Below are 15,005 nucleotides of genomic sequence, written 5' to 3'. Positions count from 1 at the left end.
ATGGACGCTCAAGCTGTTCGTCTGAAGGATCGTATTCCCCACTGGTCGGTAGAGCGTGCCCAGCGCACCAATCTGCTATGTAGTCGTGGTGTCTATGGTCAGACTGTCGTAGAAGGCCGTATCGCCTACTGGCGGCTGGAAGTCGCCCGAAAAACCATCACTTCGCCGGTGCGACTACGCCATCTTGAACACGCTGTCTGTGTCAGCTTCGATAACGATAGCTGGAGCGAGCAGGTCGAGGGCCGCCATTGGCAGGATTTCTCCCGCGACCAGTGGCCGCTGTCGTTTCTATTGGCACGTGAGCAATGGCTGCAGCACTTCCAGCAGCTCTCCGGCATGCCATGGCAGGTGGATGCCACATCCTTCGATGCAGAACCGGTGGCGTGTCCGTCAGATCCAGCTACATGGCTATGGCGGGTTGAATGCCAGGGCGCCACCAGCCAGGGATTGCTGCAGTTCGACGAGTCGATGTTTGCGTCGTTCATTGCCCAGCCCTGCTGGCACCGAACTGACGTCGACATCGAGCAGAGTCTCCTGCGTTTGCCCATCGAGCTCGATGTCAGCCTTGCCGCCGAGCCGATAGCACCAAATGACCTGGCCGCTTTTGAAGTCGGTGACGTGCTCATCGGTGGACGTGCGTCGAGCATGCGCCAGTGCTTCATCCGTCATCGCCTCACAGGGAAAAGGCTGTGGCAGGGGCACCTGGACCAGAGCCAGATCGAGATTCGCCAGGAATGGCAGCTAGCAAGAAGTCAGCAGAGGGAAAGTATGTCAGCACCAGAGAGCAAACCGGGCGAACGGGCGATCGACGCGATACCCGTGGAGCTCGAGTTTCAGCTCGGCAGCCTTACACTGCCACTTGGAGATTTCAATAATATTCAGCCGGGGCACGTGTTCACGCTCGATCGTCCGGCGGAAAGCAATGACGTCGTGATCTTCGCTAACGGCAAGTCCATCGGTAAGGGCACGCTGGTGGTGGTTGGCGAGCACCTGGGAGTTCAGTTCAGCGAAGTAGGTTCAAGTGGAACTTGAGAGTCTCAGCCCCGGCTCGATACTCATCACGGTTATTGCGGTAGCCCTTGCGCCCTTCGTAGCTGTGATGGTGACCTCATTTACCAAGCTGGTGGTGGTACTGAGCCTGCTGCGCAACGCCATGGGCCTGCAGCAGGTACCACCTAACGTCGTGATAAACGGTCTCGCCATCATTCTGTCCGTTTATGTGATGTACCCGGTCGTCTCCGAGGTTCAGCTCGTGGTTGAGGAAGAGATACGTCAGAAACCTGATGAAAAACTGTCACTGGACCGTGTACTGGAACTGGCGGAGCTCGGCAAGGCGCCTTTGAAAGCCTTCCTCTCTCGGCATGCCAGCCCGGAGGAGCAGGCCTTTTTCCTCAAGACATCGAAACGTTTGATGTCCGAAGAAAAAGCAGATGCCATCCAGGCGGATGACCTGCTGGTGCTCATTCCTGCTTTCACAGTCAGCGAACTGACCGCCGCCTTCGAGATCGGCTTCCTGTTGTTCCTGCCCTTTCTCGTGGTAGACCTCATCGTTTCCAACATCCTGCTTGCGCTTGGCATGATGATGCTTGCGCCCACCATGGTTTCGCTACCCTTCAAGCTCCTGCTATTCGTGGCGGTGGGTGGCTGGACACAGCTGATTCACGGACTGATCCTCACCTATGTTTAGCGCATGAACCCGGACGTCATCCGCCTCACCCAGGAAGCCCTCTGGCTCATACTGCTGCTATCGGCACCCTCGATCATCGCCGCTTCAGTGTTCGGTCTGCTCGTCGCATTCCTGCAGTCGATTACCCAGCTTCAGGAACAGACCATTGCCTTCGCGGTCAAACTGGCCGTAATCGGAGCGACACTGTTTCTCACCGCTGGTCTGATGGCCGAGAACCTGCTGCAGTTCACCGACCAGATCTTCCGGGATTTTCCGATCCTGGCGCGGCAATAGGCGCTCGATATGCAGCCAGCGATGGAGCTCGCCCTGTCAGACGTCGAGAACCTGGTGATCAGCGTCATTCTTTGCCTGCCGCGTGTCGCCAGCAGCCTGATGATTCTTCCGCTCATGACGAAGGAGAACGTGCCAGTGATGGTGCGAAATGGGCTGTATGTCGGGCTGGCGCTGGTGGCTTACCCGATAGCGCTGGCCGGCATCGACGTGACCACGGTGGCGCCGGCAAGCTATCCCTTGATCATCATCAAGGAATTGCTGATTGGTGCGGGACTCGGCTTCATGTTCGGCTCGATCTTCTGGGCCCTCAGCACCGCTGGCGGCATCATCGACACCCAGAGTGGCGTGAACATGGCCAATGCCATGGACCCGGTGCAGGGGCACCAGGCCACGCCGACTGCTGTATGGCTGTCACAGTTCGGCACGTGGCTATTCATGGCCAGCGGCGGGTTCCTGATCTTCCTGGATGTACTACTGACCAGCTATCAGGTGCTGCCGGTGACGTCGACACTGAGTGAGCTCACCTTTGCTGGCGCCAGCGTATTCGTCAGTGAGATGGACTTCCTGATGAGCAAGGCGCTGTTGTTCGCAGCACCCGCCATCCTGCTGCTGTCGCTGATCGATCTCGGTTTCGGCTTGGTCAACCGTTTCGCTCAGCAGCTAAACGTACTGCCGCTTTCGATGCCGCTCAAGTTGTGGGTCGCCACCCTGACCATGGTGCTCTGCATAGGCATCATTATGGAGGCCATCCTGTTCAAGCTGGCTGACAATCGCTATGTGCTCGATTTGCTCGAGGGCGCACTGGGGGCACGATGATGTCAGGAGTCACGCCCATCACTTTCCGGCTCAAGATTACTGCTTCGGCCGGATCAAACGGCCAGCGCGGCTGCTGCAATATCAGCGGGCGCCCTGGCATCGAGCCAGTTCAGCGCGATCGTCTCCAGGCGACTATGTGTCTGACGGGTAAACGCGCCTTCGGTTCTCGTCTCGAGATCAAGCAGGATCGCTCGTGGATAGCGTGTGGCGGCATGATCATCGGCATTGATAAGCGCAATGAGCTTGGTGAGATGATCAGCGTAGACCGCGTCCGTGAGATAAGGACGCTGGGTTTTCTGGCTATGCCAGACTGTGAGGTACTCAATGGGGCCAAGCCCCCTGCTCGCCGAGCCTGCCCACAGGCTGCGCCTGAAACTGCTGGCATCGACAGCCCCACCATCGCCGCCGATATCCGTGCTGATATATCGACTCAGGCCCCATGCATTGAGCTGACCCTCCGGCAGGTCACCACGCTGCGCCGCGTAGCCAAGGGTTCGGGCAAGGCTGGTCTTGGCGGCCTGTTCGCTCGATTCGGATACGATCGTGAGCAATTTGATCAATGCGGGATAGGCGTCGGGGCCCAGCCGGGCAATCACTGCCTTGAGCACAGCGAGGCGGCTGGCGTCGCCGTTGAGCCTGAGCATGGCCTGACAGAGCCGGCCCGCCATGGTACGCCACTGCTCAGGACTTGGCTCCAAGGGCTACGACCAGCCTTGCAGAATGAATTCAGCGAGCGCCGCTGGCGAATCGCCAGGCCCAGTAAGTATTGGCGCTTCCATTTCCAGACCATCTGCACGCAGATTGCGTTGAATGTCCGTCCATACATTCAGTGCCAGCATTCGTTCGGCGGGATCAATAGCGAGACCAGCTTCGGTTTCGAGCTGGTCGATTTGACCAGGCGCTGCAGCCGAGCTCGCAGGATGCCCAAGCTGCGTATCTTTCGCAGCATCAGGACCAGGCTCGAACGCACCTGCCTTATAGAAGCTGGCTGGTCTGAGCAGTTCCTGCAGCGTATTGCCGGGCAGGATCGTCCGGTTAATGTGCATGCTTAACTCCACGGATAATATCTGTTAGCGCAAGACTACCTGAAACCCGGGGATGCTTCCTACTAGGGCGAACCCTAGTATGCCGATAAAAGCACCCTTCGGGGCCGCAGTTGCAAGCCAGAAAAGGACCTGAGCAATGTCACAGGATAAAGGTGCGGATCAGACCGAGAAGCCCACCCCCAAACGTCTTCGTGACGCCCGCGAAGATGGTCAGGTCAGCAAGAGTCAGGATCTGAGCAAGACGCTCACGCTGCTGGTGTGGTTCGGCCTGCTCGCGGCATTGATGCCGTTCCTGTACAGGCAGATCTCGCAGGTGTTCGAACTGGTTTTTGCCGCTATCGCGCAGCCTCGGAGTCTGGAGCTGGACGCTCTACTCATGGAGGTGGTCAGCCGGCTGACATTGGCAATGGTGCCGCTGATGCTCACTGGCACCATCGCGACCATATGCATCGAGTTCATCCAGGTGGGTCCGCTACTGGCGTGGAAGAAGGCCGTACCGAAGCTCGACTCGCTGAACCCTGCCGAAGGCATCAAACGCATGTTCTCGATGAAGAACATCGTCGAAGTACTGAAGGCCATGGTGAAAACCGTGGTGGTCGCGTGGGTGATCTACATGGTGGTAAGAGCCTTTTTGGCTGAGCTGATCATGCTGGTCAGAGCCGACTCACCGCTGACCATTTTCATGTTCTACGAATCGGCGATACTCATTATCGTTTCCACACTCGTCGTGTGCTTTCTGTTCGTCTCCATACTGGATGTCGCTTACCAGCACTATGAATTCATCAAGGGCTTGATGATGAGTATGCGCGACATCAAGCAGGAACATAAGGACAGCGAAGGCGATCCGATGATCAAGGGCCAGCGACGCGAGCTGCATCAGGAGTGGTCGCAGGAGAACCAGCTGGCCTCGACTCGCCGGTCAAGCGCCGTGGTGGTGAACCCAACGCACATTGCGGTTGCGCTGCAATACACGCCAGACGTTACCGATCTACCAATCGTGGTTGCCAAGGGCGAGGGGTATATGGCGCGGGAAATTCGTCAGGCAGCCGAACAGGCTGGCGTGCCTATCGTTCAGAACATCACGCTGGCAAGGGGCCTGTTCGCCGATGTCGAGATAGAGCACTTCATCACGTCAGCGTATTTCGAGCCGGTGGCAGAGGTTCTGCGCTGGGCTGAAGAGGTGCGCGAGGAAAACGATACGGTACGCTTTGGCATGGATTGATCTCATCGCTGCAGCTCCGCTTTCTTGCAGGCAAAAAAAAGCGGGCCCTACAGCCCGCCCAAGACCTTCACTTCTTACTACCGACCTTGCTTTCTCTCATCGTGCTTCGACGGCTTGTCGTCATGTTTCGACTTCTTGCTGTCACGCTTCGATTCCTTGCCTTCGTGCTTTGATTTCTTGTCGCCGTGCTGCTTGTCGTCGTGCTTGGATGGCTTGTCATCACGCTTCGACTTCTTGTCGTCGTGCTTCTCATCGTGCTTGTGCTTGTCGTCGCCTTTGCCACCCTTGCCGCCCTTGCCACCCTTGCCACCTTCGCCCGGCTTGAATGTGCGAAGGATCAGGCTGCCAAAGCGATCGCCGACGTTCAGCGCCTTCGAGCAGCTCAGGTGCACTGAAATCGACTGCACGGTCTTGCCGCCTTGGACGATACTGAAGTCAGTCTGTGAATCGAATTTACCGTTCGCGGTCACCGTCACGAAGCCGCCTACGCCGATTGTCTCGCCAGCAGGTGACGCCGTAGCGGACTCGGCAATCACACGCACCGGCTTACTCGCGTGGGGTGAACCTGAGCAACTGAACTTACCGTCCTGGTCATTCGCAGGGGAGGCCTCACAAGACTGACCGGTGTACTCGAACACCAGCTCTACCGGCTTGCCATCTTCACATGACTTCACAGGTGCTGCTTCGCGAGTGACCGTCACAGCGTCACTGGCTGCACAGCTGGCCCCTGCATTGCCTGCCACGGATCCAGTCGCCACTACGGTATTGGTCACTGTGTGATTGATGAACACCGGTGAACTTTTCACGATAGTGGTCTCGCCTGCAGCCAGGGTCGTGGCCGATGGCAGCATCTGGCCCAGCTTGTCATCAAGCACGGAAGCCAGATCAAGCGAAGTTGACCCCGTGTTGCGCACCTTGTACCGGAAGACCACGTCAGCGCCCTGATGCGGTACCGTACAGCTATCTGCAGCAGTGTCGATTCGAAGTGGCTCGACCATGACGATGTCGTCTTTCTGGCGGAAGTTCATTACTTCCCAGTTCGGCGACGGATCACCTTTCTCGCTGTTGGCAGGATACGGCGTACCGCTGTCCAGCGGCGCTGGTCTGCCGGCAGAATAGACGGCTGAGCAGCTGGTGTGGATGATTTCTTCGCGACCATTGATGGTGATCGTCATCTTCGATCCAAGCTTTTCACCGACCCCGGCGTCCACTGTATAGCCATTCTCCGACGGCATCGTCAGCAGTGACACCTTGCTCTCCAGATTGACACCTGAATACACCGCTTCACCGCCGTCCTTACCAATGAACTTGACAGTAGCATTGGCTATCGGAGGTCCTGTGTAGCGCAATGTCGTCGCCGAAATGGAAGCTGTACATAGCTTGCCTTCGGGTTCTACGGTTTTGACGACGCAGGTCTTGTCCACCGACAAAGCGCAGCTGACTGGTGCTTCGCAGTTGATATAGGCCGGATCGTCATCGCTGACTGCGACACCGGTCACGGCACCCTTGCCTTTGACCGCAGCGACGTTCAGTTTGGCACCGACGGCATCACAACGACCCTGTGCGTGCAGGCGGGCAAAACGATTGTCTCCTGCAGTTAGCACCAGTTCGGCGCCCGCAGGCAGGTCAGCGATAGTGACATCGCGAATTTGCAGCGTAGGATCGTTGATCACCAGATTGGTGAGATTCTCATCACCAATGTTCCGTACCAGCAACCGGTAGTAGGCATCCGCACCCAATACGGCGACAGGTCCTGCTTCTGCAGTATCAGCATCGAGCCACTGCTGCTTGCCGTCCAGGCTGACCTGCTTCAGCAGCTGAATGGCCGGTCCAGTGATACAGCGAACGTTAGCTGGATTTTCATCACTGACCGCCGCGCCGGTCACAGCGCCCTGTGCGTCGACTCTGGCGACATTCGCCTTATTACCAGGTTCGCCGTCACAGCGACCAGGCTGGTACAGTGCGCCGAAGCCAGAGACGCCCGCGTCGATGATGCGAGTCTCGCCACTGGCCAGATCTTCAATCACGACGTCAATGCCAAGCGTTTCATCGCGGACTCTCACCGAACGAAGCAGCTCAGACCCGATGTTCTTGACGATAAAGCGGTAGCTGGCGTCCGTCAGCCCAACGATACCGACCGGCACGTCGGCGTCGCCGGCTGCGTCAGCATCGAAGAAATTGACACCATCGATGCTCACCTGCTTGAGCAATTCGATCTGCGGTTTCTCACAGCTGATGTAGGCTGGATCCTCTGCCTCTACTGGCGTATCGCTCAATTCACCCCTTGCGGTGACCTTGGCGGTGTTGAGATGCACACCGATCGTGTCGCAGCGTCCCGAAGCATAAAGCGCGGAATAGCCGCTGCTCGTCTGACCGAGCACCACTGATTCGCCTGGCGCGAGCCTGGCCACACCAATATCGACATCGGCAAGACCGAGTGCGGCGTCAGTGATTCGTGGATTGACGAGGGTTTCAGTACCGTCGTTACGGACCGTGAAGCGATATTCGGCATCGGCACCCAACTGACCAACCGGCCCTGCCGCAGGTGTATTGGCGTCGACGAACTGGCCGCCATTCAGCCTGACTTCCTTGATGATGCTGATATGAGGTTCAGTGACACAACGAACCACGGCCGGATCATCATCGCTGACAGAGAGGCCGCTGATTTCTCCGCGCCCCTGAACGCTAGCCATCTTGCTGACATCACCACGGACAGGACAAACATTCGGCTGATTCAGACCGAGAAAGGCCGCGTTAGGTTCGTCTACTGCAATCACGCAGCTTTCGCCTGGCTCGAGCGAGCCGCAACTGGCTGGGATTGCCACATTGGCAAGATCGAAATCAGGCGAGTCGATCACGACATCGACAAGGCGCTCAGCGCCAGTATTGCGCACGACGAGTTGGTAGGTGCCATCGACAGCGCCGGCGATACCAACGGGTATGCCCTGTGCGAAGCGATCACAGCCATCGCCAGCGATAGCATCGGCATCAGAGAAACCGGTGACCATATCCGGCGCCAGTGTGACCAGTGTGCACAGCTCGATCAGAGGCCTGGTTGGTGGATCGAGCGTCAGTACCGCCGTGCTCCAGCTCATCGAGGCCGGATTGCCGCCCAGACCAAGCCGATCTTCAGAAAACAACTGCGCCGTCAGGCTGGTCGCGCCGGCCGGTATGATGACTGGCAGCACTACGGTATCCCACTCCTGACCATCGACGCTGTCGAGTATGTTATTGAAGGTCAGCGTGCCACCGGCGATGGTGAGGTCGATCGCGCTGGGGCGGAACTCGCCAGTCGACACCGTGCCTGAAATCGAAGACACCGCCATCGAAAGCTTACCTGTCCGCTGGGCCGCAGCCGAGCCGAAGGTGAAGGTCTGAGGCACTGTGCTGTTGAGCGAGCCCGACCAGTACTTGTAGGCGACGTCGTTGCCGTCACGCAGCATGATGTCGGTCTTGACGCCCCCATCATCGACGATGACGAGCACACCAGCGCCGTTGGCAATCTTCGAGAACGCCAGATCGTCGATGATCAGGGTGTTTTCTCCAGGCGCAACCAGGCCCAGCGCAGTGATGTCGGCGCGGTAGGTCGTACTGAAATTGCTGCCGCCCCACTTGGTCGGTCCGCCGATCCTGATGCCCTCGACAGTCCTGTCGTTCACTACAGCACTCGAATCGCCTGCTGCCGTATCAAGACCCTCCCAGTACAGCAGAACCTGCTCGACCGAGGCCCCGGTGGGAATACTGATGTTGATTTCGCCTGGCTGCTCGCCGAGACCTGTACCGGCCATGATTGTACCGGTGCCCTGGGCGATTGCGATGCCTGGCGGACCCAGGGTTTCATTACCATCGGCGAGCAGTTGGCCCGATGATGCCATTAGAGCAAGCCCCAAAACTATGGAGCATTGCCGGTGCAACCCGGCTATTGAAGTCCTTCTCATTCTTCTTACCTGTGTCATGCGCTTAAGAATATTTTTTTATAGTCGCGCGCACACTATAGGGACCGCAGGCAAGCCTCATGAACTTACTGATGATGCTGCAAGGACTGTGACGGAGTGCAAACATCTGTGGGATGCGGTGACGAGAGAAAATAGCTGGCAAGAATCAGGGATGTGTCCGTCTTATCAGACAGTAAGCGGTCTTAATGCGATGATTGCAGTAACAAAAGGAGATTGGCGAATGAATATCCATGGTGGTCCACAACAACGTTATTCCTGGGTCATTGCGACCCTGATCCTGCTCGTTCTGTTCATTGGTCACACCAATGCTTCGAGCAGCGAGGGGTTCGATGAGACGCGTGCAGCAGGCAGCGCTACACGAGAGTCTAGATCCGCCCTTCCTGAACCGCATGACAGGCTACGAGGTGCTCGGCACTGATTCGTGCACCCCGCGGTTGATCCTCGCTCACCGGCTCCGGCACCGCCTCGAGTGCTGGCACTTCCTGACGGCAACGCTCGTTCGCATAAGGACAACGCTGGTGAAACACGCAACCCGAGGGCAGATTGACCGGCGTAGGCACCTCACCCTCCAGTCTTATGAATGCAGGCCGCTCATCACGCAACCTCGGAATCGCACTGAGCAAGGCGCGCGTGTAAGGATGCTGAGGCTTGGCGAACAGGTCCCTCGCCGGCGACAATTCGCACAGTGTGCCCAGGTACATCACTGCAACGCGCGTGGCAAAATGCTCGACCACAGCGAGGTCGTGCGTGATGAAAAGATAGGTCAGTGAGCGCTCCGCTTGCGCTGTAGACATCAGATTGAGCACCTGTGCCTGTATCGAAACATCGAGCGCTGAAATCGGCTCGTCGGCAACGATAAATTCCGGATCCACCACCAGCGCCCTCGCAATACTGATGCGCTGCCGCTGGCCTCCGGAAAACTCATGCGGGTAACGGCTTCCCCAGGATGCATCGATACCGACGGACGCCATCACTTCGGCAATTTTTGCCAGATGGTCCTGACGTGACAGCTCGGGCTGGTGCCAGCGTAGTGGCTCCTCCAGCGTCTGGGTGATCGTCATCCGCGGATTCAACGATGCGTAAGGATTCTGGAAAATCATCTGCATACGCCTGTGGTACGGCTTGCGCTCAGCAGCATTCATGTCATCTATGCGCTCACCTCCATAGATCACCTTGCCGCTACTGGGGCTGAGTAGGCCGATCACCAGCCTGGCCAGCGTCGATTTGCCGCAGCCGGATTCACCGACGACGCACAATGCTTCACCCTTCCTGACCGTGAGTGAAACATCGTTGACAGCGTGAACATACTCACGCTTGCGCCGCAGTCGACCACGCTCGAAAGTCAGCTGATCAAGCAGATCGCCATGAATGGCAAAGCGCTTGCTGACGTTGCGAATCTCCACAAGATCCTTCATTCGCTGTGCTCCCGGGCAATCAGCTCAACGCCAGGATCCCGCACCAGCTCCTCCACCATGTGGCAGGCCGCGAGCGATTCACCCGCCTGTGTAAAGCCTGGCACGACCGAGTCGCAGCGGGCGCGCACGTAAGCACAACGGGGATGAAAAGCGCAGCCGGATGGCAGATGTTCGAGCGTAGGCATGCTGCCGGGAATCTGGTTCAGCCGCTCACCCGGCAAGGTTTGCTGTGGCAGCGCCTTGATAAGACCCTGAGTGTAAGGATGCTGCGGATCGTTGATAATGGCCTTTGTCGGGCCCTGCTCTATGATGCGTCCGGCGTACATGACAAGCGTCCTGTCGGTAATCTGTGACACCACGCCGAGGTCATGGGTAATGAGAATGAGCGCCAGGTTCTGTGTTGAACAGAGATCCAGCAGCAGCTGCATGATTTCAGCCTGAATAGTGACATCCAGAGCCGTCGTCGGTTCGTCCGCGATAATCAGCTCCGGATCGAGCAGCAGTGCAATAGCGATGATGATGCGCTGCTTCATACCGCCCGAGAGTTCGTGCGGATACTGGTCGAGGCGCTTCTCCGGCGACGGCATCTGTACCAGTCGTAGTTTTTCGAGAGCGATCGCCCTGGCCGCTTTGAATGAAATCTTTCGATGCGCCTGTAGGCACTCGATCATCTGCACGCCGATACTCAGCACCGGATTCAGCGTCATCATCGGATCCTGAAAGATCATGCTGATGCGCTGCCCCCTTACCTGCCGCAAGGCTTCCTTATCCAGCGTGCGCAGGTCCTGGCCGTCGAAACGGATCTGCCCATCGGCCACGAAGCCTGGCTCGCTGAGCAGATCGAGGATGGAAAAGGCGGCGACTGATTTGCCGGCCCCTGATTCACCTACGATACCCAGCCGCTCGCCGCGCTCCACGGCGAAGCTGATGCCCCGGATGGCGGTGACGGCACCATGGCGCTGGCCAAACTTCACAACCAGATTGTCGACCTCGAGTAACGCCATGCTCAGCCTTTATACAGTCGTGGGTTAAGCACATCGCGGAGCCAGTCGCCAAGCAGGTTCATCACCAGCACGAGCAGGACAAGCGCAATACCGGGAATGATGGTGATCCACCATGAGCCGGAGAAGATATAGTCGAAGCCACTTGAAATGAGGGAGCCCAGCGATGGCTGCGAGACCGGCATGCCAAGCCCCAGAAAGGACAACGAGGCTTCGGCGATGATGGCATTGGCGATCTGCACTGTGGAGATGACGAGTATCGGCGAGAGCGTGTTCGGCAGGATGTGACGGAACATGATCCGCCGGCTGCTCAAGCCGATCACCTGTGCGGCTTCCACATATTCCTTGTTCTTCTCTGCCAACACGGAGGCGCGAATGGTGCGGGCATACTGCGGCCACTCGGCAATGCCGATCACCACAACCAGCATGATGAGCGCCAGCTGCTGATACAGCTCTGCGCCGAAGGCCGCCTGAAACACGGCGAGCACTATGATTGCCACCATCAGTGTGGAAAACGAAAGCTGTACGTCGGCGAAGCGCATCAGCAAGGAGTCGAGCCTGCCACCGTAGTACCCGGCCAGCAATCCCACCACGATGCCGATGATGGCCTGCAGCAGCACGGCAAATAGGCCAATCGTGAGCGAGATACGCATGCCGTAGAGAATGGTGCTGAAGAGATCACGCCCCTGGGCATCGGTACCCAGAATAAAGCGACCGTCATTGTCATCATTCTCGATCCACACAGGTGGCAGTTCAGAATCGAGAATGTCGATCTGCGACAGATCATAGGGATCATATGGTGCGAACAGACCTGCCCCGACGCTCAGCACGATAAACAGAAGCAGCAGGCTAAAGCTGACAATGGCGACCTTGTCGTGCCTGAAGCGGTGCCAGAACAGAGACCCCCTGAACTGCTTCAACTTCGAGGCCTTTTCGGGCAGTACCATTGGGACAATATTCGGTGTATCGGTCATGCGGGGGCGCCTTGTGTCAGCCGCACTGTCGGGTTCACCAGGCCGTACACCAGATCCACCAGCGTGTTGGTAATGACAAATATAAGACCGACCACAATGAGATAGGCCACGATCAGCGGCGTGTCCACACGTGTGACGGCTTCGAGAAACATAAAGCCCATGCCCGGCCACTGGAACACACGCTCCGTGAGTATCGTATAGGCGACCATGGTACCGATCTGTACCCCACCCACTGTAATGACCGGCAGCATCGTGTTCTTGAGAGCATGAAGAAAATAGATACGACTGAGCCTGAGGCCCTTGGCGCGCGCAAAGCGAACGTAGTCGGCACTGAGCACCTCGAGCATTTCAGCGCGAATAAGTCGGATAAATAGCGGCATCATGATGGATGACAGCGCGATCGATGGCAGCACCAAATGCAAAAGACCATCGGCCGTGAGAAAGCCGGTATCCCAATAGCCGAAGACGTGGACCAGTTCGCCACGCCCGTAGGATGGCATCAGCCCCAGTTGGATGGCGAAAATGTATACCAGCAATATGGCCGTGAGAAATACAGGCACCGAAATACCAACGATACTCACGCCCATGACGATTTTCGTCAGCAGCGTATTGGGCTTGATCGCTGAGTACACACCGAGCGGTACTGAAAAAATAATGATCAACAAGGTGGCGCCGGCAACAAGCTCCAGTGTCGCCGGCAGTTTTTTCAGGATGACGGTAAGCGCCGGTTCCTTGAAGAAGTAGGAGGTGCCGAGATCGCCCTGCACCGCCTTGCCAAGGAAGCGGGTGTACTGCATCAGGAAGGGATCGTTAAGACCCAGTTCCTCACGCAGTGCATCCCGTTCGGCCTCGGAGACCGACTGCCCGACGAGCTCACGCAGCGGATCGCCGAGGTTATCCTGTATCGAGAAACTGATCAGGCTGATGACGAACATCACCACCAGTCCCTGGAATAAACGCCTGATCAGGAATGCCAGCATATTAGTTGATCTTCAGGTCGCCAAAGTATGGAAAGTCCATGACGTTCAGGATTGGCTCGGCATCGACATTCGGCTTGGCGGCCCAGGCAAGATCCTGCCAGTGCAGTGGCACGAAGGCAGCGTCGTCGTACAGCATCTGCTCGATTTCCTGCATGAGCTTTGCCCGCTTGTCCATGTCGGTCATGGTATTGGCCTGAATGATCTTCTCGTCCACCTTCTTGTTACAGTACTGGCCGCTGTTGTACTGGCCCAATCCGGTCTTGGTGTCAGGACAGGCCACGAGGAATTCGAAGAAGTTATTCGAATCTTCGGTGTCAGCGTGCCAGCCGATCATCTGGATATCCGCAGAGCGTTCATCATAGGCAGGCCAGTATTGCGCCTTGGGCATGGTCTTGAGATCCACGTCGATGTTGATCTTGGACAGCATCGTCGCCACCGCCTGCGCAATTTTCTCGTCATTCACGTAGCGATTATTAGGCGCAATCATCGAGACCTTGAAGCCTTTCTCATAGCCGGCTTCCTTCATGAGTTCCTTCGCCTTGGCGATGTCAAAGCGCGGCTTGAGCGCTTCGTTGTGGCCATCGTAGGACGCCGGGCTCAATTGTTCAGCCGGCGTTGCGAAATCCTTCATGATCTTCTTGACGATGCCTTCCTGGTTCACCGCATAGGTCACTGCTTGACGCACGCGGGGATCAGCGAAGGCCTTCACACGTTCCTGGTTAAGCTGGAACAGAATGATGCGCGTGCCGCTGAGGGTATAGAGCTTCGCAGCATCACTCTGCTTGATCCGCTCCAGGTCATTGGGTGGCACGGGCGATATGAAATCGACATCGCCAGAGAGCAAGGCGGCCACACGGATAGGATCTTCCGCAATCGGCGTCAGCACGATGGTGTCGATATTGCCCGGCGACTTGGTGTCCCAGTAGTCCTTGTTGCGCTCGAAGATGGTCTTCACGCCCTGCTCACGGGACTTGACCTTGTAAGGACCGGTGCCTGAGACATTGCGCGCGGCATAGGCATCGCCGTGTTTGGCCGTAGCGGCCTTGTCGCGGCCCTGCTCGTCCTTGCCAGAATAGAACTTGCTATCCATGGGGAAGATATAGGTCGCGGTATTGAGCGTCAGCGGGAACGCAGTTTTCGCCACCAGATCCACGGTATGCTCATCGATGATTTTTGCTTCGGCGATCTGCTCGAAGATGGCTTTGAAGTCGGCTGATTCCTTGAGGCGGTTCAGCGTCCACTTCACGTCTTCTGCGGTAAAAGGATTGCCAGAGTGGAACTTGACGCCCTTCCTGAGCTTGAAGCGCATGGTCTTGTCGTCGATCTGCTCGAAGGACTCTGCCAGTCGCGGCTCGAATGCCATCTTCTTGTCGAAGCGGATAAGAGGATCGAACACCATGTGGGAGAGCTGAAGCGTGGCGCCGGAGAGTTGTTCATGAGGATCCAGTGAAACCGGATCGGCATCCCAGGCCAGTTTGAGGGTCTTCGCATCCGCGATAGCAGGTACTGCCAGCGCCATCGTCAGCGCGGTCACCGCCGCAAGGAAGGTGCGACGAAGTGGCTTGGCAGTGGGCTTTCCGCCTCTGTTTATTCGAGATAATGGCTTGTTCATGACAGCATCCTGTGTGTGATCTG

At 57.4% G+C, this 15,005-nt stretch carries 13 protein-coding genes; 5 read left to right on the top strand and 8 right to left on the bottom strand.

All coding sequences use genetic code 11. The features are described from left to right. From ACH3PB_RS00310 to sctT, 4 genes are read left to right on the top strand one after another with little or no spacing between them, the layout of a single operon-like run. Positions 1 to 1,032 carry a FliM/FliN family flagellar motor switch protein gene (locus ACH3PB_RS00310; RefSeq protein ID WP_416397477.1) on the top strand — a complete coding sequence of 344 codons (1,032 nt, stop codon included), beginning with the start codon at positions 1 to 3 and terminating at the stop codon, positions 1,030 to 1,032. Next, the gene (gene sctR / locus ACH3PB_RS00305) at positions 1,022 to 1,687 is read left to right on the top strand and encodes a type III secretion system export apparatus subunit SctR (RefSeq protein WP_416397476.1); all 666 of its coding nucleotides are present in this window, start codon (positions 1,022 to 1,024) and stop codon (positions 1,685 to 1,687) included. Before ACH3PB_RS00310 ends, sctR begins: the two co-directional genes overlap by 11 nt. A gap of 3 nt (positions 1,688 to 1,690) precedes the next feature. Beyond that, a complete protein-coding gene (gene sctS / locus ACH3PB_RS00300; protein ID WP_416397475.1) occupies positions 1,691 to 1,960 on the top strand; it encodes a type III secretion system export apparatus subunit SctS in 270 nt (89 codons plus the stop codon). Between the two features lie 9 nt (positions 1,961 to 1,969). Then, complete coding sequence (sctT, locus tag ACH3PB_RS00295; RefSeq protein WP_416397474.1) at positions 1,970 to 2,776, top strand: type III secretion system export apparatus subunit SctT; 807 nt, start codon at positions 1,970 to 1,972, stop codon at positions 2,774 to 2,776. A gap of 53 nt (positions 2,777 to 2,829) precedes the next feature. On the opposite strand, the gene ACH3PB_RS00290 is transcribed toward sctT, so the two are convergent. Together ACH3PB_RS00290 and ACH3PB_RS00285 are read right to left on the bottom strand one after the other, a co-directional pair. Beyond that, positions 2,830 to 3,474, bottom strand: coding sequence for a hypothetical protein (locus ACH3PB_RS00290; protein ID WP_416397473.1), 645 nt, complete (start codon positions 3,472 to 3,474; stop codon positions 2,830 to 2,832). A gap of 3 nt (positions 3,475 to 3,477) precedes the next feature. Continuing rightward, positions 3,478 to 3,822 (bottom strand): hypothetical protein, encoded by a 345-nt coding sequence (locus ACH3PB_RS00285; protein WP_416397472.1) that lies wholly within the window; start codon positions 3,820 to 3,822, stop codon positions 3,478 to 3,480. A 136-nt stretch (positions 3,823 to 3,958) separates the two neighbouring features. Here ACH3PB_RS00285 and sctU point away from each other — a divergent pair, with 136 nt between their 5' ends. Continuing rightward, complete coding sequence (gene sctU, locus ACH3PB_RS00280) at positions 3,959 to 5,044, top strand: type III secretion system export apparatus subunit SctU (RefSeq protein ID WP_416397471.1); 1,086 nt, start codon at positions 3,959 to 3,961, stop codon at positions 5,042 to 5,044. A gap of 77 nt (positions 5,045 to 5,121) precedes the next feature. On the opposite strand, the gene ACH3PB_RS00275 is transcribed toward sctU, so the two are convergent. From ACH3PB_RS00275 to ACH3PB_RS00250, 6 genes are all read right to left on the bottom strand, one after another. Continuing rightward, the gene (locus ACH3PB_RS00275) at positions 5,122 to 8,919 is read right to left on the bottom strand and encodes a hypothetical protein (protein WP_416397470.1); all 3,798 of its coding nucleotides are present in this window, start codon (positions 8,917 to 8,919) and stop codon (positions 5,122 to 5,124) included. A gap of 446 nt (positions 8,920 to 9,365) precedes the next feature. Continuing rightward, on the bottom strand, positions 9,366 to 10,415 hold the full coding sequence (locus tag ACH3PB_RS00270; RefSeq protein ID WP_416397469.1) for an ABC transporter ATP-binding protein: 1,050 nt from the start codon (positions 10,413 to 10,415) through the stop codon (positions 9,366 to 9,368). Continuing rightward, positions 10,412 to 11,419, bottom strand: a complete 1,008-nt coding sequence (locus ACH3PB_RS00265; protein ID WP_416397468.1) for an ABC transporter ATP-binding protein — start codon at positions 11,417 to 11,419, stop codon at positions 10,412 to 10,414. The genes ACH3PB_RS00270 and ACH3PB_RS00265 overlap by 4 nt, the downstream gene beginning before the upstream one ends. Before the next feature lie 2 nt (positions 11,420 to 11,421). Then, the gene (locus ACH3PB_RS00260; RefSeq protein WP_416397467.1) at positions 11,422 to 12,390 is read right to left on the bottom strand and encodes an ABC transporter permease; all 969 of its coding nucleotides are present in this window, start codon (positions 12,388 to 12,390) and stop codon (positions 11,422 to 11,424) included. Continuing rightward, positions 12,387 to 13,370: an ABC transporter permease gene (locus tag ACH3PB_RS00255; protein ID WP_416397466.1), complete on the bottom strand. Its 984-nt coding sequence runs from the start codon at positions 13,368 to 13,370 to the stop codon at positions 12,387 to 12,389. The genes ACH3PB_RS00260 and ACH3PB_RS00255 overlap by 4 nt, the downstream gene beginning before the upstream one ends. A 1-nt stretch (position 13,371) precedes the next feature. Further along, positions 13,372 to 14,982, bottom strand: coding sequence for an ABC transporter substrate-binding protein (locus ACH3PB_RS00250; protein ID WP_416397465.1), 1,611 nt, complete (start codon positions 14,980 to 14,982; stop codon positions 13,372 to 13,374). Between the last annotated feature and the right edge of the window lie 23 nt (positions 14,983 to 15,005).

This window comes from Allohahella sp. A8, assembly GCF_047946665.1.
Taxonomy (GTDB): domain Bacteria; phylum Pseudomonadota; class Gammaproteobacteria; order Pseudomonadales; family Oleiphilaceae; genus Allohahella.
Note: the sequence above shows the minus strand (reverse complement) of the source record. Positions and strands in the feature narration are given on the sequence as shown.